We start from the raw sequence: 26,307 nt of genomic DNA, 5'->3' as shown, positions 1-26,307 counted from the left end.
TCAGATGCTCCTCACTCATATATAAGTGAATTCTTCTTGTTTGGATCGGATGAATGATTGCTATCATTCTCTGTTTAAATCGCAGAAAAGAATCGAGTCTGGAAGAATTGGATCTTCCATCTCTCTCCTATCGCTATGCGGCTCTCAAGGTACGCGGGTGCGACCCCGGGGACCGGGTGCTGCGGGGACGTACCGGGAAGACATCTGCCGGACGGGCTCCTGCCCTCTATTCGAGTTAAGTTGATCTCTCTAGAAGATTTATCTCCCTAGAAAGGAGGTGATCCAGCCGCACCTTCCGGTACGGCTACCTTGTTACGACTTCACCCCCCTCACCCTCCACACCTTCGGCGCCTCCCCCCTTGCGGTTGGGCCGGCGACTTCGGGTGCAGACGACTCGGGTGGTGTGACGGGCGGTGTGTACAAGGCCCGGGAACGCATTCACCGCGGCATGCTGATCCGCGATTACTAGCAACTCCGACTTCATGGGGGCGGGTTGCAGCCCCCAATCCGAACTGGGGCCGGCTTTCCGGGATCCGCTCCCCCTCGCGGGGTGGCATCCCTCTGTACCGGCCATTGTAGCACGTGTGCAGCCCAGGGCATAAGGGGCATGATGACTTGACGTCGTCCCCGCCCTCCTCCGCCTTGACGGCGGCGGTCCCGCGTGGGTTCCCGGCATCACCCGATGGCAACACGCGGCGGGGGTTGCGCTCGTTGCGGGACTTAACCCAACATCTCACGACACGAGCTGACGACAGCCATGCACCACCTGTATGGGCTCCTCTCGGCCACGGGGTCTCCCCCGCTTCACCCATATGTCAAGCCCTGGTAAGGTTCTTCGCGTTGCTTCGAATTAAGCCACATGCTCCGCTGCTTGTGCGGGCCCCCGTCAATTCCTTTGAGTTTTAGCCTTGCGGCCGTACTCCCCAGGCGGGACGCTTAATGCGTTGGCTGCGGCACGGGGGGATCGTCCCCCCACACCTAGCGTCCATCGTTTACGGCTGGGACTACCAGGGTATCTAATCCTGTTCGCTCCCCCAGCTTTCGCGCCTCAGCGTCGGTCTCGGCCCAGAGGGCCGCCTTCGCCACCGGTGTTCCACCCGATATCTGCGCATTCCACCGCTACACCGGGTGTTCCACCCTCCCCTACCGGACCCAAGCCGCGGAGGTTCCGGGGGCTTCGGGGGGTTGAGCCCCCCGCTTCGACCCCCGGCCTGCCGGGCCGCCTACGCGCGCTTTACGCCCAATGAATCCGGATAACGCTCGCCCCCTACGTATTACCGCGGCTGCTGGCACGTAGTTAGCCGGGGCTTCTTCTGCAGGTACAGTCTTGACTCTTCCCTGCTGAAAGCGGTTTACGACCCGAAGGCCTCCGTCCCGCACGCGGCGTCGCTGCGTCAGGGTTCCCCCCATTGCGCAAGATTCCCCACTGCTGCCTCCCGTAGGAGTCTGGGCCGTGTCTCAGTCCCAATCTGGCCGGTCGGTCTCTCAACCCGGCTACCCGTTGTCGGCACGGTGGGCCGTCACCCCGCCGTCTACCTGATGGGCCGCGGAGCCATCCCCTCCCGTCGGGGCTTTAGCCGGGGTGCCATGCGGCACCCCGGGGTATCCGGTATTACCCGTCCTTTCGGGCGGCTATCCCGGGGGAGGGGGCAGGTTCTCCACGTGTTACTCAGCCGTTCGCCACTCGCTTCTGCCCGAAGGCAGGTGCCGTTCGACTTGCATGTGTTAGGCGCGCCGCCAGCGTTCATCCTGAGCCAGGATCGAACTCTCCGTCCAAATATGTTGGGCTTCGAGCCCGTCCGGTCCTCTCAGTCATTCGCTGATCGGTTCCGTTCGATTCATATGGTTTTAGTATAGGAAAAGGAATTTCTCGGGGCCGCCTCTCGGCGGCCTTGCGAAAAACAAATCCAAGTTAGACCATTTCAAATGGTTCGATGTCTGCCCGGATGCGACACATCTGGTGTGTCCATCCTCGCAGTATCCGGTTCTCAAGGTGCACGCCCCGCGGCTGATCCGGTCTCACCGGGCCGCGCGGCAAGGAGATATATTGCCAGACCGGAGGGGGCCCCGGGGGCGGGAATCTGGGACTCCACGGTTCCTACACAAATGAGGATGGGGCCCTCTCTGTGAGAGCCTAGAAAGAACAGGGCCGCGGCCCCCTATTAGAGCGGCCTTTCGGTTTTCCAACGGTTAAGCTTCGGCCGCATTAATGGCTGTATACCCATTAGAAATGGGACATAGCAGCGTTAACGAGTTCAAAAACGATTAGTCCAATAAGAGCCGCTGCGGCAAACTTGATGGCATTCGCAAGCTGTGGATGCTCATAAGCCCAGCCCGTCCTCGTCTCTTCGCTGTCCGCCTTCTTTCCGTCCAAGAAGTCGGATATCTCTTGATACGTCACCAAATCATTCTTCTTCTTGATATGTTCCGCTGCAAGCGCGCAGCACATTGTGCCAGCACCAAAGACGCCTGCCAACACCATCGTCGGAACGCACTGGACCATCCCCCACCCGTGGTTTTGTTGCCACATGAGCCAGGCCATAGAGACGGTAAACGCAAGAAGCCCAGCCAACATCCCCGCACCCAAGCGATAGAGCGTGCCCCTATCGCGTTCAACCCTTTCTCTAATTATTGAAATGTCGCCTTTAACAAGCTCGTCAATCGTTACATCCAGTTGTTCAGACAGCAGTAGGAGACTCTGGATGTCGGGGTACGTTTTACCGCGCTCCCAATTACTGATGGTCTGACGTGTTACAAAAATGCGCCTTGCAAGATCCTCCTGGGACAAACCAGCATCGAGTCGATACTGTTTAAGGTGTTTTGGCAGCTGCATGGCGTTCCCTTCGAATGCATCTCAACTCTTATTGGGCGGCTACACAACGGAAGCCGGCAAGCAAAGCGTAATCCCAAAATCAAACCCATACGGATGGCTGCGCGCAGATTAGAGTGTCAAAAATCTTTGACACATACGCTACCTGCTCTTTCTTGCAACTCGGACGCTATCGAATTGATCGGTTTGGCTACGTCCCAAATCGATCACATCCCTAATCAATCAAAAAGGGGCGCTTCCGGATTGGAAGCGCCCCTTTAAGATGCAAGAAGCAATTAAGCCTCGAGAGCCTTCTTGGCAATGGCAGCCAGCTCGTTGAAGGACTCGATGTCCTCGTAGGCCATCTGAGCCAGGACCTTGCGGTCGAGCTCGATGCCGGCAACCTTCAGGCCGTGCATGAACTGAGAGTAAGAGATGTCGTTCAGGCGAGCGGCAGCGTTGATGCGGGTGATCCAGAGAGAGCGGATCTCGCGCTTCTTGTTGCGGCGATCACGATACTGATACTGCAGGGAGTGCTGGACCTGCTCTTTAGCATGCTTGTAAGTACGCGAAGCGGCACCGTAGTAACCCTTCGCACGGTGCATAACGGTACGGCGCTTCTTCTTGGCGGCAACAGCGCGCTTAATACGTGCCATGTTCTATCAACTCCTAGACGGTAAAACGAAAAACGGGAACGCGAACTTAGGCGAGACGCGACTTGATGACCTTGCGGTCGGCAGCGGCGATCTCGGTCTCCTGACGGAAGCCACGCTTACGCTTGGTGGACTTCTTGCTCAGGATGTGGCTCTTGAAAGCCTTGGCGCGCATAAGCTTGCCGGTACCAGTCTTGCGGAAACGCTTCTTGGTGCCGCTGTGGGACTTCATCTTAGGCATGAAATACTCCTTAATCGGTTACAGAACACTAGTTACTTGGTATCGCTTGCCGCTTTATCCTCATCGAAGGCGCCCTTAATCGGGGCGAGCAGCATAAGCATGTTACGGCCTTCCATCTTAGGCTTGGACTCGACCGTAGCGTAAGGCTTGAGATCCTCGGCGAGACGCTCGAGAACGTTAAGACCCTGCTCCGGGTGAGCCATCTCACGGCCGCGGAACATGATGGTGATCTTAACGCGTGCGCCCTTCTTGAGGAAACGCAGAACGTGGCCCTTCTTGGTCTCGTAATCGCCAACGTCGATCTTGGGTCGGAACTTCATTTCCTTGACCTCGACCTTGGACTGGTTCTTACGAGCAGCCTTGGCCTTCATGGCCTGCTGGTACTTGAACTTACCGTAGTCCATGACCTTGCAGACCGGCGGCTCCGCGTTGGGAGCGATCTCGACCAGGTCGAGACCCTGATCGTCGGCGACGCGCTGGGCATCGCGGATGGCGAACAGGCCGAGCTGAGAGCCATCGACGCCAATCAAACGGCACGAAGATGCAGTGATCTCGTCGTTGATGCGGGTGTCATCAGACTTAGCTATTTTCCCTACCTCCATTCATAAAAAAATAACCCGGCGCTTCTCAGCAACCAGGTCGTACACATAGACATCCTCGATTTGAGGAAGTGAATCTAAGTTGTATGACCAGTCAGCTGCTCATTGGCGCCAAAAGGTGGGAACCCTCGGGTTCCTCTTTAGGGCATTGCGGTAACAACGCCTTGTGGATAATAACACGCGCAGCGCGTTATCACATTACGTACACGAAAAAGGGGGCCGCAACCCCCTTGAACGCTCACTTGCATGTATGGTGCCCGAGGCGAGACTCGAAGGGCCTTCGCTTCGCGAAGCCCCGGGCTTCGGGCGCACGGCGCCCTCGCCACGCTCCGCTACAAACAGGCCACAGGCCTGTTTGCCTAACGCTCCGCGCGCTCACGCGAGTTCGGCACGAAAAAGGGGGCCTTGACCCCCTCGAACGCTCACTTGCATGTATGGTGCCCGAGGCGAGACTCGAACTCGCACGTTGTTGCCAACGGTGGATTTTGAGTCCACTGCGTCTGCCAATTCCGCCACTCGGGCACGTAATGCGTGAGTTAGTTTATCACAGCTTTCTACCGATTAGTCCGAAAATGGAACTTCGAGCATTTCGATGAGTTCGACCGTGCGGAGCATCTCACGCTGACGGCATCCGCGACCGCCGACCGAAGCCTCACCCATCTGGTTATCGTAAGGGTCCTCGCGCATGCCGTCGAAAGAGGGCTCAAACTCTGCCTGGAATCGATTGTTGGCCACCATACGCCACGGGTCGAGATTGCCAAAGTAGTGACGGCGGCGCCACTCCTCCCCCATCCTGCGAGCAGAAGATCCAAATGACACATCGGCGTTGAGCCAACCGGTCTGCGGCGTATAGAACTCTGCCCAGTCGTGCGACCCCACCGAATCGGGCGCAACGTACAGGCCGCTCTGCCAACGGGCGGGCACGCCCGCGATACGGCACATGGTGATAAACGTGAGCGCCATAACGCCGCAATCGCCGCGGAGCGAATGCGCGCAGTCATCGGCAATAGATCCCAAAAGCAAGTACGGCGGCTGATAGCGATAGTCGATATGCTGCGTCAGGTAATCATAGATAGCACGGGCGCGATCGAGCGGATCCTCGAGTCCGTCAATAACACGCTCCGTCACCTGTCGCAGATACGGCGTAAACGCAATGTGCGGACGGTCCTCGGAGGTGTCCTCGGGCAGGGGCGCGTCCATACAGGGATGCGATGGGAGCGCGCCACCATAGATATCGCAATAGGCGGCATCGATGTGATAACGATAGGTCACCGAAAATGAATGTTCAGTCGAAGATGTCCAGGAGACAGTACGAGCCGAAACGTTCTCAGAGGCAACAGTGCCCTCCGACGTCATATCGAGAACCTCGACATGAGACTGTTGGCGACAGGCGGCGGCAACGGGCAGCCACGCGCGAACAGTCTCTCCCTCCAGAGCCCCAGGGACAGACACGGACGCCTTAAGCGTGATGAGGCGACTCAACCCGTTTTGCGACTCCATCTCCTTGAGCATCTGGTTGCGAAGCGCAATTCCGTCCGTAGAATCGGGACGCAGACCCGGAACCTCCCTGGGGTACACGCGAAGCGAATCGAGGAAGTTATCGAGAACAAACAGCTCGCCATCGATAAAGCGCCAGTCAATTCGCTTACGATTAATCAGGTCATCAAACTGCTCTTCGGTAAACTCAGGCCACTCCTCGCGAATCATCGCAATGGCCCGATCACGCGACACCGAAAAATGAAGCGGCGTCTCGAGCATGCGATACCGCTCTGCACGAACACAAGCAGCCAGCGAAGGCTCAGGGTTCTGCTCCAAAAGGCGATCGCAGGCAGCAACAGCCTGCGTCAAATACCCGGCATCCTTAAGACGAAGAATCTCGGGTGGCAGTCCAATATCGAGATGGCGAAAATCATCACTGCAAACATCAACAGAGCAGCCAACAGGACCCTCGTCAATAACCTTCCCATCCGAAGGCAGCACATTAATAACAGCCATACCAAAACTCCAAGTCACTAGAACGCTTGAAGCCCATTGTAGCGAGATAAAAAAGAAAGCCCCAATTAAGGAGCCCCCAACACTGATAAACGGTGCCTATAAAAAATGAATTCAGCCCAGTAACCCTGCGGCGTTAAACGAAGGAAGCCCCGTCCCCCGGAGCTGTTTCCTTGGCGCGACTTCTGGCGAAGCCAGTAGCCATTTTAATTCAGCCCAGTAACCCTGTAGCGAGTTAACAAAGGAGGCCCCGTTTCCCCGGAGCTGATTCCGTCGCGCGACTTCTGGCGAAGCCAGGTGAGCGCGAGGGAAACAGCGTAGGGGAAACGGGGCCTCCGGCGGGAACGTTAAACCGCTACTTACGCCTTGTTGACGGAGCCAAACTCCTCCATGAGCTCCTTGGTGCGGGCAACGATGTTGTCGCGACCAGGCTTGAGGAGCTTGCGGGGGTCAAAGCCCTTGCCCTGCTGATCCTTGCCAGCCTCGATGTACTCGCGGACGCCCTTGGCGAAGACGAGCTGCAGGTCGGTGTTGACGTTGATCTTGGAGATGCCCAGGGAAATGGCCTTCTTGATCTGATCCTCGGGGATGCCGGTGCCACCGTGCAGGACGAGGGGCAGGTCGCCGGTCTGAGCCTTGATCTCGCCCAGACGCTCGAAGGAAAGGCCAGCCCAGTCGGCGGGATACACGCCGTGGATGTTGCCGATGCCGCAGGCGAGGAAGTCGACGCCCAGGTCAGCGATCTGCTTGCACTCAGCAGGATCAGCGAGCTCGCCGCTGGAGGTCACGCCGTCCTCGGTGCCGCCGATGCCGCCAACCTCGGCCTCGATGGACATGCCCTTGGAGTGGGCAAGCTCAACGAGCTCCTTGGTGCGGTCGAGGTTAAGCTGGAAGGTCTCCTCGTGAGAGCCGTCATACATGATGGACGTGAAGCCGGCCTCGATGCACTTGAAGCAGTCCTCGTAAGAACCGTGATCGAGGTGAAGGGCGACGGGAACGGTAACGCCCGTGGCCTCGACGGCAGCCTTGACCATGTCGGCGCAGACCTTGAAACCGCCCATCCACTTAGCGGCACCAGCGGTGCACTGAAGGATCAGCGGAGACTTGGCCTCCTCGGCGGCCTGGAGAATAGCCAGGGTCCACTCGAGGTTGTTGGTGTTGAAGGCACCGAGAGCGTACTTGCCGGCCTCGGCCTTCTTGAGCATGTCTGCTGCGTTGACGAGCATAAAAGAAACCTCCTGTAAGGTTGCTCCGATAACGCCTGAGATTTTACCACGGCATACCCAAGATAAACGTTCGTTTGTTCACGAATATGGGTACTTTAGCGATTTTTTATACCGCCTGCCGCCTCAGAACGGCCGTTGACGAGTTTGGGGGGTTGACGTTATTGTCAACCCCCCAAATACCAACCAGCTATACGATCACCAAAGACGCGAGCTCAAGCATGATGGGCATGGCGACGAGCGACAGAATCGTGGACAGCGTCACCAAACCGATTCCAAACTTATAGTTGCCGCCGTATTTCTCGGACAAGATGGCCGCGAACGATGCGACAGGTGCACCGAGAGCGATAAGCATCGTGAGGCGAACCTTGGCATCAATCCACGGGAAGAGCGCCAATATGCCAACAACGATCGCCGGGATGATGACGAGTCTCACCAAGCTAACGAGATAGGCCTTTTTGCTCGTAACGACAGCGCGCATATCGCTCTGCGCCAAATAGGCACCAAGCACAAGCATCACAAGGCCCGTATTGAGCGCACCCAGGTCATCGAGAATCGTCGCCATCAACGCGGGCGGATGGATTGAAAAGAAAAAGCAAACAAGACCAATCAAGATCATGATGAGATTGGGGTTAGTAATGCAGTTCTTAAAGGACATCTGGCTCTTATCACCCGAAACCAACCATACGCCATACGTCCAAATGAAAAACGTGAGGCATGAGACTCCGATGGAGAGGTAGAAGACGTACTCGGACCCGAACACGCCCATAACAATGGGAACCCCGATAAAGCCGCTGTTGGAGAAGATGGCACCGTAACGGGCGACACCATCCTCCTTTTTAAAAAACAGACGCGTGAGCGGAATCGAAATTAGTGTGACCACAACGGTAAGCACAAAGCAAAATCCCGCGTCGCGGATCATGTTGGGTTCGAAGTCGACCATAAGGGTTCTCAGCGTAATGCAGGGATACGCCACATAGATGACCACATTGGCCATCTGGCTCGTGCCCTTGCGGTCGATAATCTTCATGCGGTAGAGAAAATAGCCGATCGCCATCAGGATAAACATGATGACGATCTGACTGATAAGCGCGGCAACCGCTCCTCCCATTACAGCTCCTCGCCGTTGGTCTCAATAACCTTCTTGTACCAGTAGAAGCTCTTTTTACGCGAGCGCTCCATAGTACCGGTGCCGTCATCGTGCTTATCGACATAAACAAACCCGTAGCGCTTGGCCATCTCTCCATCGGCATTGCTCACCAGGTCGATGCAGCCCCAAGGCGTGTAGCCCCAGACCTCAACACCATCCTTGATGGCCTCGGCCATGGCCTTGATGTGATCGCGCAAGTACTCGATACGATAGTCGTCGTCGATGGATCCATCCGGATTGACCTCGTCGCAGCAGCCGAGGCCGTTCTCAACCACCATAATGGGAATTTGATAGCGCTCGTACACCTGGTTGAGCATGATACGCAGACCCATAGGGTCGATTGGCCACTCCCATGCAGTCTCCTTGAGGTAAGGATTCTTGGCGCCCCCGAGAAGGTTACCGCTCGTCTCCTCGGCAGGGTCAGTGCTTGCGCACTGGCTCTGATAGTAGCTGTGCGTATAGAAATCGACCGTACCCTCTTTGAGAATCTTACGGTCCTCGTCGGTGATATCGAGCGTCACGCCCTCCTCGTCCCAGATGCGCTGGGCAAAGTAGGGGTACTCGCCGCGCACTTGGACATCTGAACAGTAGTAGTTGCGATACTGGTTACGCTCGCGGGCAAGCTCGACGTCCGCAGGATTGGGCGTGAGCGGATAGGCCAGCATGTAGGCAATCATACAACCCATCTTGTTGTCGGGGTCGATCTCGTGCCCCGCCTTGACCGCAAGAGCACTTGCGACAAACTGATGGTGCAGCGCCTGCAAACGCTTCTGCGGGTCATCTTTCTGATGGCGAAGGTCAAAGGAGCCCGGATTCAGAATGCCGAGACTCATGTAGTTGCCAAGGGACATCATGCCGCAATTGATCTCGTTGAACGTGAGCCAGTAGCGACACTTGCCCTTGAAATGCTCCATGACGGTCTTGGCATACTTCACGTAGCAGTCAATAGCCTCGCGCGAAGCCCAGCCATCGACTTTCTGGCACATGGCAAAAGGCATCTCGTAATGACTCAGCGTCACGAGCGGTTCGATGCCGTACTTATGGCACTCGTCCATCACGCAATCGTAAAACGCAAGGCCAGCCGCGTTGGGCTCATCTTCGAATCCCGTTGGGAAGACGCGAGGCCAGTTCATCGAGAAACGAAAGACCTTGAATCCCATCTCGGCGAGCAAGGCGATGTCCTCTTTGTAGTGATGGTAGAAATCGACACCATCGTGACAGGGATAGAGCTTGTTGGGGTCGAGCTCGGGCGTGATCTCGCGCGGGTGGTGATGGTTGCCGTTAGTGGCCATATCCATGCAACTCGGACCCTTGCCGTCTACGTCCCAGGCTCCCTCGAACTGATTGGCAGCAGTCGCGCCGCCCCAAAGAAAGTCTTTTGGAAAAACACCCATGGTCGTCCTCTTTTCTATAGGAAACGGGCCGTCATCGCGACGGCCCTCACACTTGTTGAATGAAAGCTAGTCGAGGTCAGCACCGTTGGTGGCGATAACCTTCTGGTACCAATCGAAGCTCTTCTTCTTAGAGCGTGCATAGGTACCGTTGCCCTCATTGTCGAGGTCAACATAGATAAAGCCGTACCGTTTGTCCATTTCGCACGTCGACATCGAGACCAGGTCGATGCACCCCCACGGGGTATAGCCCATCACGTCGACACCTTCCTCGATAGCAGCGCCGATGGCCTTAATGTGCTCACGGAAGTAGTCGATGCGATAGTCATCGTCAATCGTGCCGTCTTCGTTGACCTTATCGTAGGCGCCAAGACCGTTCTCGACGATAAAGAGCGGCTTATGGTAGCGGTCCTGCATATCGATCAACGCGTAGGTGAGGCCATCGGGGTCGACCTGCCAACCCCAGTCAGAAATGGGCAGGAAGGGGTTCTTGACGCCGGTAGCAAGGTTTCCTCCGACTTTCTCGCGCTTGTCCGCATCAATGGAGTCAACCATCGACATGTAATAAGAAAACGAGACGAAGTCGACCGGATACTGCTTGAGAATGGCCTCGTCACCCATGCCGAACTCGACGTGGATGCCCTTGCGCTTCCAATAGTTGAGCACATGCTGCGGATACTCGCCAAGTACCTGGACATCGCTATAGAAGTAGTTATCGCGGTTGTCCTTCTGCGCAAGCAGCATGTTTTTGGGATTGCAGTTCTCGGGATAGGTGAGGGTGCGCGTGACCATGCAGCCCATCTGAGCACCGGGAACCATCTCGTGCAGCATCTTGGTGGCAAGGGCGCTCGCCACAAACTGATTGTGCACGCACTGGTAGATAAGCTCCTCGCGCTTATCCTCGGGATAACGCTCGGTGCAAACGCCGATCGTGGTCCAGGGGTGGCGGAACACAGAGTCGATCTCATTGAATGTGAGCCAATAGGTAACGTACTTTCCAAACTCGCGGAAGCAGACTTCGCAGAAGCGCAAGAAGAAGTCGATGACTTCGCGCTTGCCCCAACCATCGTAGTGGTTTGCCAAATAGAGCGGCATCTCGTAGTGGTGAAGCGTCACAAGTGGCTCAATGCCCGCATCCTTCATGGTGCGGAACAGGTCGCGGTAGTAGTCGATGCCGGCCTGGAGCGGCTCTTCCTCTGTACCCGTGGGGAACAGGCGAGTCCACTGGATGGATACGCGCAGCGTCTTGAAGCCCATCTCCTGGAAAAGCGCAATGTCCTCCTTGTAGCGATGAAAGAAGTCGATGCCGTGACGCTTGGGGTACACGTGGATATCGGTCGAAGCCTCGGCCTCCTTGATCTGTTCGTCAGTGATGCCGTGAAGGGCCGCGTAGTCCTTTTTGTCGACCTTGGGCTTATAGGTGGTGCAGTCGGCGACCGAAAGGCCCTTGCCATCCACATCCCAAGCACCCTCGCACTGGTTGGCGGCAGTGGCACCGCCCCACAAAAAGCCTTCGGGGAACACGTAGCTCATAGTTATCTCCTTAGTTAAAAAGAGGGGCACGGCGCTCCCGTGCACCGCGCCCCTCGAAGTTACAGGCATATTATCGGACAGCCGATAGGTGTAGCCATTAGGCCTGAGCAGCCTCTTCCTGCTCCTTCTTGGCCAGCTTGCTGTTGGCGAGGACGAAGGGGATCCAGATAAGGACGCCCACGACGAGCTCGACGACCTGGACCACAACACCCTGCCAGCCATGGCCAACAAAGGCATTAAGCAGGATGGGCACACCAAAGGGCACGTCAACGGTGTTGCAGGGAAGGAAGCCGATAGAGGTGGCGAACATGGCGATGGCGACGCAGATACCGGAACCAAAGGCAAACGGAATCGCGTAGATCGGGTTCAAGACCAGAGGGATACCGAAGACGACGGGCTCGGAGATGCCGCAGATGCCAGGCAGGAAACCGAGCTTGGCGATAGCCTTTTCCTCATCGCGCTTGGAGCACAGGAAAATAGCGATGATGAGGCAGAGGGTCATACCGGCGCCACCGGGAGCAACGAAGCAGTTCCAAAAACCCATGGTGAACGGAGAATCGGGCATGGTGCCAGCGGCAAGGGCGGCGGTGTTGGCGGCGATTGCAGCATTGAACATGGGGTTGCGCACCGGGGAAACAATGAGACCGCCATGGATACCGAGAACCCAGAAGAGCTGGGACACGACAACGATGATGACAACGCCAGCCGGAGTCTTGAAGGCCGCCTCGAGCGGAGCCTGCATAAGGCCGTAGATCCAATCGTTGATATAGGAGCCGGTAAGGGCCTGGAAGCCAAGGCCGAAGATAGCGCTCACGACGAGGACAATAAAGACCGGGATCATAACGTTGAAGGACTGGGAGATACCAGAGGGAACCGAAGGAGGCATCTTGATCTTGATCTGGTCGATCTTAGAGAGCCAGCAGAAAAGCGAACCGAACACAACGGCCGTGATCATGCCGACAAAAAGACCCTGAGCGCCCATCTGAGTGGTAAGAAGACCAGACACCGGAGCCTCGAGAGCCGTGCCGGCACCGTCGACCTTGATGGAGGTGCAAATCATGGAGATGTAGGCCGCCACGGAGACGAGCGCCGTCGGATACTCCGGAGCCTTCTTGGCACGGGCCAGGTAAAGGCCAATCAGGAAGGTGATGGGCACCGTCATGAAGGACATGGTGCAGTAGTTGATAGCGGAAAATGCCGGCTCAAGCCCCGCGAGCGCGGGCACCCATTGTGCAAGCCCCGTCGTGGTGGAAGAGACCAACGTCTTGAGCAGCGTGCCCATAGAACCCACGATAACGAAGGGCATAAACGCGGTAAAGGCATCCTTAATTGCGGAGAGATATACGTTGTCGCCTACTTTTTCTGCGACAACCATCATCACATCTTCGAATTTCTCGGAGAAAGCCATATGATGTACCTGCTTTCGAAAGTTAATGATGTGCTTTCGGATGTAGACCGCTGTCGAGTGCTAGTCGCACAGCGGCGATTTTGGGCTATTGAGCCCTTATGCCTTGGCGACCAGGTCCTCCGCCTGCTTGAGGACCTTGGCGCCATCGCAGCTGCCGTAGGCAACCGGATCGATTACGGCAACGGGAGCTTTGCCGTCAACGACTTTGGTGAGCTTGCGCTGAAGATGGCGGACCTGCGGGCCAAGCAGCAAAACGTCAAAGTTTCCGAGTTCCTCGGCAACCTGGCCTTGCTCGACGGCCCAAATCTTGTAATCATCCTTGCCCTGGGCCTTAGCGGCCTCCTCCATCTTGCTCACAACGAGCGAGGTGCTCATACCAGCACAGCAAGCCAACATGATGTTCATAACGGACTCCTTTCAAAAGCGCTCATCTTGGGCGCCCGATTGACCAAACTCGGTATTTTAGGGCTACTTGCCCTCGTACTTATCGCGATAAAGCTCGATAAAGCGCTCGGCAAAATCACTCGCCATGATGGCCATCGTCAGATGGTCTTCGGCATGGATCAAGATGATGTTGATATCGACGGTATTGCCGTTCGCTTCAGCCTGAGTGAGCTCGAACTGCATCTTGTGGGCAGCGCTCATCTCGGACTGCGCCTCGGCGAGCTGTTTCTCGGCCTCTTCGAAATCGCCATCATGGGCGGCGTCGATTGCCATGAGCGCGGCGGACTTGGCGTTGCCCGCATGCAGGATGATTTGAAGGGCATTTTCATATTTGCTCTCGTCCATCGGTGTCTCCTTCTACTCGTTGTTGTCTGTTTTTCCATACATATTCAAAAGCTTGACGACGGTCTCCCATCGTTGGTTGTCGACAAGCTCCTGGATAGCCTCTTTGCTGGTAAGCATCTTGGCCATACTGCGGTAGAAACGGTCAAGCTTCTTGTCCTTAGCCTTTGAGACTGATACTAGAAAGACCGCCCGCACCGCTTGCCCGTTCCATTCGACCGGCTCGCGCAGCAGTCCAACGCAAACAAACGTCTCGTCCGTCACGGCCTTGACCGAATGGGGCATGGCGACCTGATTGCCAAAACTCGTCTGCGCGAGTTCCTCGCGACGCATGACCAGCTGCTTAAACTCGTCAGGCACGTTACGCATGGCGGCGACCTGCTCGCATAGAATTGAGATGACCTCGTTCTTGTCTGCAGCGACCATATCGGAGACAAAAAGGTCAGCCGAAAAATAAGGTGCAAGGTCACCGGTAACATTTGCACCGGCAAGAATCTCACGAACATCGTGCATATCATCGGCATCGAGAAAGAAGCTCACCTCGCGCACGGGCACCGGAAGCGCTCGATGCAGGGGCACCGTGGTAAAAACGTAATCGATACCCGTCATATCAATACTGTCGACATGGGAGGCATCGCAGGTCACAATCTTGTCCACGAGAGCACCGAACTCTTGGCGGTATCGGTACTCAAGGAGCTTGGCGCTTCCCTGTCCGCTCGCGCACACTACGAGGATATTCTTACGCGGGACCTCGCTCTTCTGGCGCTCAAGCGCCAAGGCGAAGGCGAGTGCGATATAGCCGATCTCGTCATCCGAAAGACGACTACCGTAGTGCTCGGCAAGGATGACCGACGAATCGAGTGCCATCGAATACGCGAGCGCGAATCTCTCCTTGATATCGGCAAGCAGCGGATTATCGATATGCATGCGATATTTGAGACGCACGGCAAGCGGAACGATATGACGCGCGAGGTTCATGCGGAGCTCAAGATCGCCGCGAAAATCAAAGTGATAGGAATCCCAGATGCACTCGAGCATCTCAGTGACCACATCCCAAACCTCGTCGGAAATTACGAGACCTTCATCTGCACCGTCGGAACTAGCATACAGAGATTGCTTTCCCGCAAGGTGAATGGCGATGTAGGCAACCTCCTCCTCTGGGAGCCGAATGTCGAAAGCTTTCTCGATACGCAAAGCCACACAACCGGCCACCGCAAACTCGCGCGCTGTACGCAGCTTCTCAATATGTTCGGCTTCGAGCGGGACGTAGCACTGCTCGCGGATTCGCCAAATGGCGACCGCGATATGAACCAGCAAGTTTTGATAGGCCGCTGAGTTGATTTGGAAGCCTTCCTCGGCAATGACCTCATTCACACAGGTGGCAATCGTGTCGAGGGTCACCTGGTTCTGAGAATCGCTCTCACGATGCTCTGCAAGCTTGTCGAGCGTAATGCTTGCCAAGCAGAGGCGACGCGACATCTCCGAGCCGCTCACGCGAATCCCGTAATGAGGACGCCGTTCAAGCTTGAGATCGAACTTGGCCAGCTGTGCCTCAACCCGCTTGAGATCGCCTGAAATAGCATTGCGGGATACATAGAGGATCTCCGAAAGATCGTCCAGGGTGATCCAGTCGACGCGACTCAACAGGTCGTTCAGCAAGTACTCAACGCGTCCCTCGCTCGTAGAGGGAATTGACTTGAGACCCCCATTGGATGCATCGTCCTTGATCGAGCGGTATGCGTCGCAATCGCTGATATTGAGGGTATAACCCCCGCCACGGTGTTTATGGATATGGGCCTGAGGCTCGAGGACAGCGTTGAGCTTCTTGACATAAGTACGAATCGTGCGATCGCTCACGCCAAACTCTTCGCAAAGACGAGCGGGCGAAACATCGTGATTAGCCTCTATGTAGTCAAGTACTTTTTGAACCTGTGAATCTAACACCAGCGTTTCACCTCCCCGTATCTATCCGACAATTAGAAAGATACAAGGTTTATGAAAGGTGTTCCACAATCTCGATTTCCCCAGAAGTCGGAAGTCTCTTGGGTGGAAACGGAAACTGTCTAGCGCATGAACGGGTTGCACATGAGTTCACGCGCCATAGTGGTCGAGGGACCGTGGCCAGTCAAACAAACGGTATCGGGTGGAAGCATGTGGGCGAGCTTGGAGAGCGAGCGCAGAATCGCTGCCTCGTCGCCACCGGCAAGATCGGTGCGGCCGTGGCTGCCCGGGAATAGGGTGTCGCCCACAAAGGCAATGTTCCCCTGCTCGGTGGCGGCGAACAAGACGATCCCGCCCGGCGTATGCCCGGGCACCTCAATTACCTGCAGGCAAATGTCGCCCAGCTCAATGGTGTCGCCCTCGGCAAGCAGCCGCGTCGGCTCACCTGGATCGGGCGTCTCGATGCCCCACATCGCTCGCTGCTCCTCGATATTCGCATGCGGCACTGCTGCGTCCTTGCCACACAGCTCGTACAGGGCGTCGGCGCCAACGGCGGCCCGAACTTCAGCGACACCGCCAACATGGTCGGCGTGACCGTGCGTGCAAATGGCGCCGAGCACCTGCACATCGGGATGCTCGGCTCGAATATGTTCCACCAAACGCTCGCCTTCCCATGCGGGGTCGATAATCACGCACTCATTGTCCGAAATAACAGCATAGCTATTGGTCTGAATGGGACCGTTTACGAGCGTCTCAATCTCGACCGATCCCTTGGGAGTTAAATCCAAGGACACAGCACTCATGTCCCTCTCCTCTCTATAGAACTCGAGGCATCAAACGATGCCTCGAGCGTAGCGAATATCGATAATGTGGCACGTTCGTCGCGACTAAACGCGGCGCTTAAGCTGGGCTCCACCCTCACCGGGCATCAGGCGGCGCGCGTCGTAGACCGAGTCAACGCTGCTGATGGAGGCCAGCAGCGGATCCAGACCACTCGCGTCCGAGATCTCGACCATAAAGCGCAGGGTCGCAATACCCTCGCGGTTGGTCGACGTGGCGGCAGAAAGGATATTGCCGCCCGCATCGCCAATGGCAATGGTGACATCCTTGAGAAGGCCCATGCGGTCCAGGCACTCGACCACGATCTCGACCTGGAAGAGGGTGTCGGCAGCGCCGTCCCACTCCACGTCGATCATGCGCTCGGGATGCTCCATAAGACCCTTGACGTTGGGACAGTTGGCGCGATGCACCGAAACGCCACGACCGCGCGTGATGAAGCCGACGATGTCGTCGCCCGTCACGGGGTTGCAGCAATGAGCCAGACGGACCAGTAGGCCGCTGTTGCTCTCGCCCTTGACGATAATGCCGTTACTGGCGCTCTTGCCGCGCTTTTGCGGCTTGCGGTTGGAGCCGCGAGCAGGCTGCTTCACGACCTCGGCGATAGCCTCGGCCTTGGTGAGCTTTTCCTCGGGCTTGGGGTCCAAGATTTGCTCGACCTTATTGCCCACAGCGCGCGGGGCAACCTTGCCGGCGCCGACGGCGGCAAACAGGTCCTCGAGCTGCTTGAAGTTAAACTGCTCCGCCACGGCGTTGAGCGCACGCGTCGAACGCGGCGTAGAAATGCCATACCCGCGCTTACGCAGGTCCTTGGCCAGCATATCGCGACCAGCAGCAGCGTCGTCGTCCTTGGTCGCAGCGGCAAAATAGCGGCGGATCTTTGACTTGGCGGAAGGTGTCTTAACGATCTTGAGCCAATCGCGCGACGGCTTGGAACTCTTGTTGGTCAGGATTTCAACGCGATCGCCCGTCTTGATCTCGTGCGTGAGCGGGGCCACCGCACCGTTGATCTTAGCGCCGACGCAGTGGTTGCCCACCTCGGTGTGAACGGCATAGGCAAAGTCGAGCGGCGTGGAGCCGGCACGAAGCGCCATGACCTCGCCCTTGGGCGTAAAGACGAAGATCTCCTGATCGAACAGATCGACCTTCAGCGAATGCAGGTATTCCTTGGCGTCGGTGATCTCATCAGACGCAGCCCAATCGAGCGAATGTTTGAGCCAGTTAATCTGGTCGTCCAGACGCTGGGCATCATTGGTCTTAGACGCAGACGATCCGCCCGACTTCTTATAGAGCCAGTGGGCGGCAATACCGTACTCGGCCTGCTCGTGCATCTCGTAGGTACGAATCTGAATCTCGAGCGGACGAGCCGTGGGGCCGATAACCGTCGTGTGGAGCGACTGGTAGTTATTGACCTTGGGCATGGCGATATAGTCTTTAAAGCGCCCGGGCATGGGGTGCCACAGCGTATGCACCGCACCGAGCGTGGAGTAGCAATCGCGCACCGAATGCGTGATGACGCGCAGTGCCACCAGGTCGTAGATCTCGGAGAATTCCTTGCCCTTGCGCTTCATCTTTTGGTAGATGGACCAATAGTGCTTGGAACGGCCGTTGATCTGGAAGTCCTCTAGACCAATGCGGTTGAGCTCATCGGTAAGCGTCTTGATGGTCTCGGCAAGGTAGCGCTCGCGGACCTCGCGCGACTCAGCCACCATGCGCGCGATGCGCTGGTAGGCATCGGGCTCCAGGTAGAAGAAGGACAGGTCCTCGAGTTCCCACTTAATAGAGCTCATGCCCAGGCGGTCGGCCAAGGGCGCGTACACGTCCATGGTCTCGCGCGCCTTAAACAGGCGACGATCCTCGCGCAGGGCTGCCAGCGTTCGCATGTTGTGCAGACGGTCGGCAAGCTTAACGATGATGACGCGGATGTCCTTGGACATGGCGAGGAACATCTTGCGCAGCGTGAGGGCCTGTTTCTCGTCCATGCTGTCGACTTCGATGTTGGTGAGCTTGGTCACGCCATCGACGAGCTCGGCCACCGTATCGCCAAACAGGTCGGAAACATCGGCAAGCGAGGTCTCGGTATCCTCGACGGTATCGTGTAGCAGCGCGGCGCACACCACGTCACAGTCCATCTTGAGATCGGCCAAAATGATGGCCACCTCGACGGGATGGTTGATGTACATCTCACCCGAGCGGCGCTTTTGGTTGCAGTGCTTCTCGGCAGCAAAGCAATAGGCCTGCTCCACCTTAGAAAAGTCGTCCTCATTCATATATTTGAGGCACAGGCGCTCCAGCTTGTCGTAGCTGTCCGCCATAATCTCGGGCGGCAGCTCATCGGCATGCTTATAGTGCTCCATCTCCGAGAACGGCTGGAGGGCGGAATCATGGGCGGTACGGGCTGCGGCATCCATCGAGGTCCCCTTCCCCTAGGCCCGCGGTACGATCGGGCGGTTAACTTTGGCTAGCATATCAGAAGCGCACGAATCGAGCGCCCAACTCCGGAAAGCCGAGAACTCCATGCGCGAACGCAAGCCCTCCAAATAGCGAATTGACCTGCTCAATTGCACACGGCCGGGGTTTTCGGCCATCGCGATGCGACGGGTGTCGTCAAACCCCGAAACGCGACAGAAGCCAAGCTCTTCGAAGATTCCCAGGCCACTTTCCACCGAGCGCTCGTCGACCGGCGTGCGGGCATCGATGGCAAGGCACATCTGCGCGATGTCGATATCGCTCGCGCTAAAGGAATCGTCCCCGGTCTTGCCGCGGTTGGAGCGCCACATGGTTTGCAGCGCGCGATAGAGCGTGACGAGCTCGTCGCGCTCGGGCGCATAGCAGTCGAGTAGGCGCTCGTTAATGCGGGCGTCGCGCGACGAATAGAGCAGGTGAATCACGGCGGGCTGTCCATCGCGACCGGCGCGGCCACTCATCTGGTTAAACTCAATCGCGCCAAACGGCATGTGATAGAGCACGACATGGCGAATATCGGGAAGGTTGACGCCCTCGCCAAAGGCAGAGGTCGAGACGATGCAGCTGAGGCTTCCGTCTCGGAATGCTTCCTCCACGCGGCGGCGATCGGAGCGCGCAAGCCCCGCGTTATAGAACGCGATATGGGTTGCGCAATCGGGCACACGCTTGCGCAACGTCTTGGCGAGCGCCACGGACTGGTCGCGCGAATTGACGTAAATGACGGTCTTCTCCCCCGTCGCCACGATCGACACCAAACGGTTCTCGCGGCTCGCAAGGTCGCGGTCGTCCTCGAGCTGCAGGTTCTCGCGCACCGTCTCGTCGACCACCGTGCGAGTAATCGGCAGCATGCGGGCAAGCTCGGCCACGACCGGAGCCGTCGCGGTGGCCGTCGCAGCCATAACAACCGGGTCGCCCAGGGCTTTGAGGATATCGGGCATGTCGAGATAGGCGCTGCGGTCGCCGCCCTTGGCAAGGCCGGCGTGGTGCGCCTCATCGATAACGACAAAGCCGATGCGGCCCGAACGCGCGAAGCGGTCACGGTGGATAGATAGGAACTCGGGCGTCGTGAGCACGATACCGGTGCGGCCCGAAGCTAGGCCGGCGAACACATCATCGCGTGCGGCCTCCACGGTCTCGCCGGTCAGCACGCCAACGCCAATGCCAAGCGCTGCCATCGTCGACGAGAGGTGATAGGCCTGGTCGGCAACAAGCGCACGCAGCGGATAGACAAAGATGCTCGCACGTCCGCGAAGGACAGCCTCGCGCGCAGCATGTACATGGAAGATGAGAGACTTGCCGCGGCCCGTTCCCATAACGGCCAAGACGCTCTGGTGGTCGGCCAAGGCATCGAGCGCCTCAACCTGCGCGCGGTGCGGCTGGTTCGATCCGATAAAGCTATGGATAAGCGAGCGCGTGAGCTCGGTATAGGAAAGCTGGGCGAGCGTCTCGCGCTTACGCGACTCCAGGCGCAGGCCGGAATCCGCCGGCTGCACGCCACGACGAAGCTCGCATGCCGGATCGTCGACGCTGGGCAGCGCGGTATCGCGGACCAGAACATCCTTGATCATGAGCTTGGGCTTCACACGCCCCTGCCAATGCTCGGCAACGGCCTCGAACACCAAGTCGACAGCGCTATCGCAGTTGATGAGCTTATCGATTTGCGGCACGCGGAACATAATGGCCGGCACACTCGCGGCGCCATCGGTCGCCACAAAGCGCATGTGCTCGCCGGTTTTGCCCACCACGGCGCGGTCGCACATCGTCACGCCCTCGGCAGCCAGCAGCGGCACCTTGTTGCCCTGGCCAAACGGCTCAAGACGGGAGATCTGCTCGATGGTCTCGATATTCAGCTCGGAAAGGTCGACGGTGGCGGCGACCTCGTCGGTGTCTTCAAAGTCCTCGGCGGGAAGCTCCGATAGCACGGCGGAAAGGCGGCGGCGGAACTCATCGAGCTTGGATGCCTCGATGGTCACACCCACCGCACCGGCATGTCCGCCGCGACGAATCAGCAGGTCGGAACAACGCTCGACGGCGTCGAACAGGTTGACCTTGCCCACCGAGCGACCCGATCCGCGCGCAACGCCGTCCTCAATCGAGAAGAGCAGCGCCGGCACGTGATAACGGTTGGTCAGGCGGCTCGCTACGATACCCTTGACGCCCTCGTGCCAGCCCTCGCCACCCACGACGATTGCGCGACCGCCGTCATAGGTCTCCTCGACCTTTGCCATGGCGTCGCGTGTGAGCTCCGCCTCGATCTCGCGGCGCTGACGGTTGATTTCCTCGAGCTCGGCTGCCAGTGCACTTGCCTCGATAGGATCGCGGGCAAGCAGCAGGTCGAGCGCCAGCTTGGGATCAGCCATGCGGCCGGCAGCATTCAGACGAGGGATGAGCGAAAACGACAGGCCGTCGGCCGTAATGGTAGAAAGGTCGGCCTTGGCAAGTGCGGCAAGCGCGATATAGCCGGGACGGGCCGTCACGCGCATCTGTTGGATGCCCTCGGCGACCAGTGCGCGATTCTCGGGCGTGAGCGGCATCATGTCGGACACGGTGCCCAGCGCCGCGACCTCGATCAGCGAACGCCAATACGACGGCTTGCCCAAACGCTCGCCCAGGACCTGCACCAGCTTGAGCGCCACACCGGCACCGGCAAGCTCGCGCGAGGGACCCTCGTCCTCGAGCTTGGGGTCGGTCAGGGGCACGCCCTGCGGCACCTGGTCGGACGGCTCGTGATGGTCCGTGACCACCAAATCGATCCCCAGGCTCTCCAGATAGGAGACCTCCTCCTTGGCGGCAATGCCGTTATCGACGGTCACGATCAGGTTGGGTTGGGCGAGCTCGTTGACGCGGTCGAGCGCCGCACGCGACAGGCCGTAGCCCTCGTCAAAGCGATGCGGAATAAACGGCGTGACGTTGGCGCCAAACGAACGTAGCGCCTCGGTCAACAGACAAGTCGACGTAATGCCGTCGACGTCAAAATCGCCAAAGACCGCGATGTGCTCGTGGTTGCGAATAGCGCGCTCGACGCGGTCGGCAACGACCGCCATGCCCGGGATAATGAGTGGGTCGGCCCAGTCGCGATTGAGCGAAGGCGTCAAAAACAGCTGGCCTTCTTCGATGGATGCAATGCCGTGCGCAACCATAATGCGCGCCACCAGCCCGGGTATGCCCAGGCCAGTCGAAAGCTCCTTTTCGAGCTCGGGGTTTTGCTGAGCGACCGCCCAGCGATGCGTCGTCTTAAGCGATGACATAGGCGCCCACCCCCGATAGGGGCAGGTCGCCGCGATACCTCTCACGGTTCATAGCGATGAGTCCTCTGTGTATGCCCGCTTCGGCAGGCAGATCTGTTGAACGGATTTATTATACCGTGCAGCGCGGACGCACAACGTCCAGCACGCCGTGGTTTCGATAAACGAGGGCAGTAATAGCCTCGAAATAATCGAACGTTTCTGGCGCACGGACGCATGCGAGCGTCTAGCATATCCATTCATAACGGATTCACGGGCAAAGGGAGTCACAAGAGCATATGAAGCAATGGGTTGGACTGGGCAAGTTTCTCGCGGGGCACATGCAGGTCATCGTTCCGATTTGCGTGGCGCTCGGCGTGTTCTTTCCTCAGCAGATCGGCGTCCTCAAGCCCATCGTTCCCACCCTGTTTGCCTTTATGACGTTCCAAGGCGCGCTCAGTAACACCTTCCACCAGGTAGCTGAGGTGTTCCGCCGTCCCCTGCATCTGATGTTGGCGTTATTTGTCTCGGCCGTGCTCATCCCCATCGCGGCGTATGTCATGGGCTCGCTGTTCTTTGGCTCCAACCCCAACCTTGTCTGCGGCATCGTGCTCGAGTACAGCGTACCCGTGGCAGTCACTGCCTTTATGTGGATTGGCATGTTCGGCGGCAACGGCCCGCTCGCACTTACCATCATCCTGACGTCTTCGGTTATCTCGCCTGTGACGATTCCGCTCACGCTCAAGCTCCTGCTGGGCGCCACCGTCGTAATCGATGTTCCGAGCATGATGCAGAACATGGCCTTTATGATCGCCATCCCCGCCATCCTCGGCATTGTAATCAACGAACTTACGCGCGGATGGGGGCACGATAAGCTCTCCCCCGCGCTCTCGCCCGCCTGCAAATTTATGATGATGGGCGTCATCGCGTCCAACTCCACCGCCATGAGCGAGTACGTGCTACACATGAACGCGGTGCGCCTTGAAGTCGCCCTCTTTATTCTGGTGTTCGCCATCAGCGGTTTTGTCGTGGGCATTCTGGTCGCCCGCGCGTTGCACCTGCCGTATAGCGAGACGACCACCATGTGCTTTACCTGCGGCATGCGCAATATCTCTTCGGGCGCCGTCATCGCCACACAGTATTTTCCCGGCGAGGTCGTGTTCCCCGTCATGTGCGGCACGCTGTTTCAGCAGGTGCTCGCCTCGGTTATCGGACATCTCTTTGAACGTCTGACCGGCGAGGAGCGCGCCGCCCAGCGCAAGCGGGTCGAGGCCGGCCGCGACGCCATGGCGCGCTAGACTGTCCGCATTACGCGGGGCTAGTCTTGCTATACGAGCGTTTCCAGATGCGCGCGCAGGCGCTCGGCATCGATATCGAGCGTGGTCTCGGCATTGACCTGGGCCAAACGATAGCCGACAAAGTAAGGCGAAACCACCCAACGCGGAAGCGCCTTGGCAATGGTCCGACCGCCCAAGTGATAGAAAAACAAGTTGTACGACTCTGCGCGACCACCATGGTGCTCGTTCAGGATATAGCGCAGGGCCACCTGAATCGCATCGGCGAAGAGGTCCGTCTCGGCTTGGTCTCTCGTGTCATCGCTGGCGGCGATTCCCTGCGGAGCCGAGACGTTGACCTCGAAGAATCCCATGATTGGCTCGGTTGAGATGTTGACCGAGATTCTCCCCTGTTGCCAGACATTGATGCCTTCAAAATTGGCAGAAGTCAGCGAAGCATAGCCGTCTTCCTGCTCCAAACCCACAATCTGCATGTGAGGATGAACGAGACTACCGCCCGAGAGCCGGCCCTTGTTCTTGTACATGAGCACGCTTCGATACTGCTGTGAATCGATCATTTGCTGCCAGCAACCCAGGGCAAACCGCATCACATGGTGGAGTTCATCCGGCTCATAGGTCGCCAGGTCTGCGTCGTGGTCGGCCGACTCGATCAGCACGGTTTGACGGGTGGCGCGCAGGGTTTTGAACTTATTCTCGAGCCAGATGCAGTCGCCGTCGCGCTGGATGATATCGGCAAGTTCCTCGGTATCGCAAAAGGGGCACGCGGTGCCAGGGCGCCGGTTGTCGTCGGGCTTACCGTTCGCCTGCTGAACGTCAAATACCAGCGCCACGGGTTACGCCTCCAGCGGCACGATCTTGGTGCCATGGAGCTCGGAGACGCTCAATGCCGCCGCCACGGTATCGCGGTTGTCCGTAGAAATGCCGCCGCCGGGAAGGATGGTCAGGCGGTCGCCCGCATACTCGACAAGACGCGACAGGTGCTCCAGGTTGTCCTCAATCGGCGTGCCGGCCGCACCACCGTGCGTCAGGATGCGCGTAACGCCGCACTCGACAAGCGTGTCGATGGCATCGAGCTGAGCCTCGGGCGAAAGCTGGTCAAATGCCATATGGAAGGTAATGTCGACAGGCTCGCGCTTGCACTCCTCGGTCGCGCAGCCCGCAGCCATCACGAGGGCGCCAAGCATGAGCTCGTCGAGTGCCCATCCGCCAGCACAGGGTTTGCAGCAGCCAAAGACCAAGCCGTCAACGCCGGCGCTTACGGCAAGGCCCAAGTCCATCTCCATCATGCGCAGCTCGTCCTGGTTGTAGTGAAAATCGCCGCCACGCGGACGGATCATGCACATCACCCGTGCATCGTGCTCGTGGGCATAGTTGGTCGTAGCGCTGATAGCGCCGGCCGAGGGCGTGGTACCACCGACGGCAAGGTTGTCGCACAGCTCAATGCGTCCCGCACCGGCCGCAATGGCCGCCGGCACCCGCTCAAAGTTCTCGGCACAAAACTCGTACAGCATAGATAGGCCCCCAAGGATGGCAAACGTTTTCCGATGGCATTGTCGCATGCCCCCATGAAGTTGCGGTGGAATAGGGACTCTTTTGACCTCCGATGCCCTCATTTAGTCCCTATTTCACCGCAACTTAAAGGGGTGCCGACCGAAATGGTCAGCACCCCTTTTTGCTGTATAGAAGTAGTCGTTGGGGACGTTCTTAAACGACTAGTCATTCAAGAACGTCCCCAACGACTACGACAACTGTTGACATCATATACTATGTGTCATATAGTAGGTGTTGCACAGTATACTACGAAAGGAGGTGTGCGGATGGAGGCACAGATGAAGCGCGGCTTCCTCGAGGCCTGCGTGCTCGCGGCCGTCTCGGGCGAGGAATCCTACGGCTATCAGATCGTGAAGGACGTGCCCGCGAGCATGGGGCTCACGGAGTCCACGCTCTATCCGTTGCTCAAGCGCCTGGAGAAGGCGGGGTGCATCACGGCGCGCTCCGCCGAGCACAACGGGCGGCTGCGAAGGTACTACCGCATCACGGACACCGGGCATGAGCGTATCGCCGAGTTCCTAGCCGAATGGCCATCCGTGCAGGAGATCTACCGTTACGTGAAGGGGGCGCACCATGACGCGCGATGAGTTCTTGAACCGGCTGGGCGAGCTTCTGGCCTGCCTGCCGGCAGATCAGGTAAAGGAAACGCAGGAGTTCTACGCGGAGGTCATCGCCGACCGTATGGAGGACGGCATGACGGAGGCCGAGGCTGTGGCCGCCATGGGCACGCTCGATGAGGTCGCCGAGGCAACGCTCGACGAACTGCCCGCCGTGCCGCGCGCAATTGCGAGGACCAAGCGCAAGAGCACGGCGCTTCTATGGGCGCTCGCCATCGTGGGTTCTCCGGTATGGATTCCGCTGCTGCTCGCGTTCGTCGCCGTTGCCGCTACAGTCTACATCTGCATTTGGGTTCTTGCGCTCTGCGTGTGGATCGTGGCCGCGGCATTCGGGGGCGCGGGCGTGGTGGGGCTCCTGTTCACCGTGGACGGCATCATTATCGGGCATGTTCCGTACGTTTTAACCTCGATGGGAATGGGATTCGCTTCCATCGGTGTGGCGCTCCTCGCGGGAGCCGGTGCCTGGACGGCGTCCAAGCAGATCGCGCGCCTCTCTGCCCTTTGGGCGAAGAAAGCCGTTTCGCCCTTCTGGAAAGATCGAGGCAATAAGAGCCGCAGGGGCGCTGAAGCGGCGCCGCTTACGGCATAGGA

Annotated in this window: 21 protein-coding genes, 1 tRNA gene and 1 rRNA gene; 3 read left to right on the top strand and 20 right to left on the bottom strand. The window is 58.1% G+C overall.

Annotation, left to right across the window (positions count from 1 at the left end):
- Nucleotides 1–270: 270 nt before the first annotated feature.
- From OGM60_03255 to recJ, 18 genes are all read right to left on the bottom strand, one after another.
- Nucleotides 271–1,776: ribosomal RNA gene (locus OGM60_03255) — 16S ribosomal RNA — on the bottom strand.
- A gap of 448 nt (nt 1,777–2,224) precedes the next feature.
- Nucleotides 2,225–2,833, bottom strand: a complete 609-nt coding sequence (locus OGM60_03250; protein UYI99824.1) for a helix-turn-helix domain-containing protein — start codon at nt 2,831–2,833, stop codon at nt 2,225–2,227.
- Nucleotides 2,834–3,105: 272 nt separating this feature from the next.
- Nucleotides 3,106–3,465: a 50S ribosomal protein L20 gene (gene rplT, locus OGM60_03245; protein ID UYI99823.1), complete on the bottom strand. Its 360-nt coding sequence runs from the start codon at nt 3,463–3,465 to the stop codon at nt 3,106–3,108.
- Between the two features lie 46 nt (nt 3,466–3,511).
- Nucleotides 3,512–3,703: a 50S ribosomal protein L35 gene (rpmI, locus tag OGM60_03240; GenBank protein UYI99822.1), complete on the bottom strand. Its 192-nt coding sequence runs from the start codon at nt 3,701–3,703 to the stop codon at nt 3,512–3,514.
- 32 nt (nt 3,704–3,735) lie between these two features.
- Nucleotides 3,736–4,305 (bottom strand): translation initiation factor IF-3, encoded by a 570-nt coding sequence (gene infC / locus OGM60_03235; GenBank protein ID UYI99821.1) that lies wholly within the window; start codon nt 4,303–4,305, stop codon nt 3,736–3,738.
- Between the two features lie 432 nt (nt 4,306–4,737).
- Nucleotides 4,738–4,824, bottom strand: a tRNA-Leu gene (locus OGM60_03230).
- Nucleotides 4,825–4,863: 39 nt separating this feature from the next.
- On the bottom strand, nt 4,864–6,297 hold the full coding sequence (locus OGM60_03225) for a transglutaminase-like domain-containing protein (GenBank protein UYI99820.1): 1,434 nt from the start codon (nt 6,295–6,297) through the stop codon (nt 4,864–4,866).
- Nucleotides 6,298–6,653: 356 nt separating this feature from the next.
- Nucleotides 6,654–7,520: a class II fructose-1,6-bisphosphate aldolase gene (fba, locus tag OGM60_03220; protein UYI99819.1), complete on the bottom strand. Its 867-nt coding sequence runs from the start codon at nt 7,518–7,520 to the stop codon at nt 6,654–6,656.
- Nucleotides 7,521–7,707: 187 nt separating this feature from the next.
- Nucleotides 7,708–8,628: an AEC family transporter gene (locus tag OGM60_03215; protein ID UYI99818.1), complete on the bottom strand. Its 921-nt coding sequence runs from the start codon at nt 8,626–8,628 to the stop codon at nt 7,708–7,710.
- Nucleotides 8,628–10,061, bottom strand: a complete 1,434-nt coding sequence (locus OGM60_03210; protein ID UYI99817.1) for a glycoside hydrolase family 1 protein — start codon at nt 10,059–10,061, stop codon at nt 8,628–8,630. Before OGM60_03210 ends, OGM60_03215 begins: the two co-directional genes overlap by 1 nt.
- 66 nt (nt 10,062–10,127) lie before the next feature.
- Nucleotides 10,128–11,591: a glycoside hydrolase family 1 protein gene (locus OGM60_03205; GenBank protein ID UYI99816.1), complete on the bottom strand. Its 1,464-nt coding sequence runs from the start codon at nt 11,589–11,591 to the stop codon at nt 10,128–10,130.
- A 97-nt stretch (nt 11,592–11,688) separates the two neighbouring features.
- Nucleotides 11,689–12,999, bottom strand: a complete 1,311-nt coding sequence (locus OGM60_03200; protein UYI99815.1) for a PTS transporter subunit EIIC — start codon at nt 12,997–12,999, stop codon at nt 11,689–11,691.
- A gap of 96 nt (nt 13,000–13,095) precedes the next feature.
- Nucleotides 13,096–13,404 (bottom strand): PTS sugar transporter subunit IIB, encoded by a 309-nt coding sequence (locus OGM60_03195; GenBank protein ID UYI99814.1) that lies wholly within the window; start codon nt 13,402–13,404, stop codon nt 13,096–13,098.
- Between the two features lie 63 nt (nt 13,405–13,467).
- Complete coding sequence (locus tag OGM60_03190; protein UYI99813.1) at nt 13,468–13,788, bottom strand: PTS lactose/cellobiose transporter subunit IIA; 321 nt, start codon at nt 13,786–13,788, stop codon at nt 13,468–13,470.
- A gap of 12 nt (nt 13,789–13,800) precedes the next feature.
- Nucleotides 13,801–15,729, bottom strand: coding sequence for a PRD domain-containing protein (locus OGM60_03185; protein UYI99812.1), 1,929 nt, complete (start codon nt 15,727–15,729; stop codon nt 13,801–13,803).
- A 119-nt stretch (nt 15,730–15,848) separates the two neighbouring features.
- Complete coding sequence (locus tag OGM60_03180; GenBank protein ID UYI99811.1) at nt 15,849–16,529, bottom strand: MBL fold metallo-hydrolase; 681 nt, start codon at nt 16,527–16,529, stop codon at nt 15,849–15,851.
- A gap of 84 nt (nt 16,530–16,613) precedes the next feature.
- Complete coding sequence (locus tag OGM60_03175) at nt 16,614–18,974, bottom strand: bifunctional (p)ppGpp synthetase/guanosine-3',5'-bis(diphosphate) 3'-pyrophosphohydrolase (protein UYI99810.1); 2,361 nt, start codon at nt 18,972–18,974, stop codon at nt 16,614–16,616.
- A gap of 15 nt (nt 18,975–18,989) precedes the next feature.
- A complete protein-coding gene (gene recJ, locus OGM60_03170; GenBank protein ID UYI99809.1) occupies nt 18,990–22,277 on the bottom strand; it encodes a single-stranded-DNA-specific exonuclease RecJ in 3,288 nt (1,095 codons plus the stop codon).
- Nucleotides 22,278–22,552: 275 nt separating this feature from the next.
- Between recJ and OGM60_03165 the strand changes: the two genes are divergently transcribed.
- A complete protein-coding gene (locus OGM60_03165) occupies nt 22,553–23,551 on the top strand; it encodes a bile acid:sodium symporter family protein (GenBank protein UYI99808.1) in 999 nt (332 codons plus the stop codon).
- 29 nt (nt 23,552–23,580) lie between these two features.
- Here the strand turns inward: OGM60_03165 and OGM60_03160 are convergent, their stop codons facing one another.
- Together OGM60_03160 and OGM60_03155 are read right to left on the bottom strand one after the other, a co-directional pair.
- A complete protein-coding gene (locus OGM60_03160) occupies nt 23,581–24,378 on the bottom strand; it encodes a DUF4931 domain-containing protein (GenBank protein ID UYI99807.1) in 798 nt (265 codons plus the stop codon).
- A 3-nt stretch (nt 24,379–24,381) separates the two neighbouring features.
- Nucleotides 24,382–25,059 carry a copper homeostasis protein CutC gene (locus OGM60_03155; protein UYI99806.1) on the bottom strand — a complete coding sequence of 226 codons (678 nt, stop codon included), beginning with the start codon at nt 25,057–25,059 and terminating at the stop codon, nt 24,382–24,384.
- Between the two features lie 306 nt (nt 25,060–25,365).
- On the opposite strand from OGM60_03155, the gene OGM60_03150 reads away from it, so the two are divergent.
- Both OGM60_03150 and OGM60_03145 read left to right on the top strand, forming a co-directional pair.
- Nucleotides 25,366–25,686, top strand: coding sequence for a PadR family transcriptional regulator (locus OGM60_03150; GenBank protein ID UYI99805.1), 321 nt, complete (start codon nt 25,366–25,368; stop codon nt 25,684–25,686).
- Nucleotides 25,673–26,305, top strand: coding sequence for a DUF1700 domain-containing protein (locus tag OGM60_03145; GenBank protein UYI99804.1), 633 nt, complete (start codon nt 25,673–25,675; stop codon nt 26,303–26,305). Before OGM60_03150 ends, OGM60_03145 begins: the two co-directional genes overlap by 14 nt.
- Nucleotides 26,306–26,307: the final 2 nt, after the last annotated feature.

It is taken from the genome of Coriobacteriaceae bacterium, from assembly GCA_025757745.1.
In the GTDB taxonomy this organism is placed as follows: Bacteria; Actinomycetota; Coriobacteriia; order Coriobacteriales; family Coriobacteriaceae; genus Collinsella.
The sequence above is the reverse complement of the archived record's forward strand: the minus strand, read 5'-3'. Positions and strand labels throughout refer to the sequence as shown.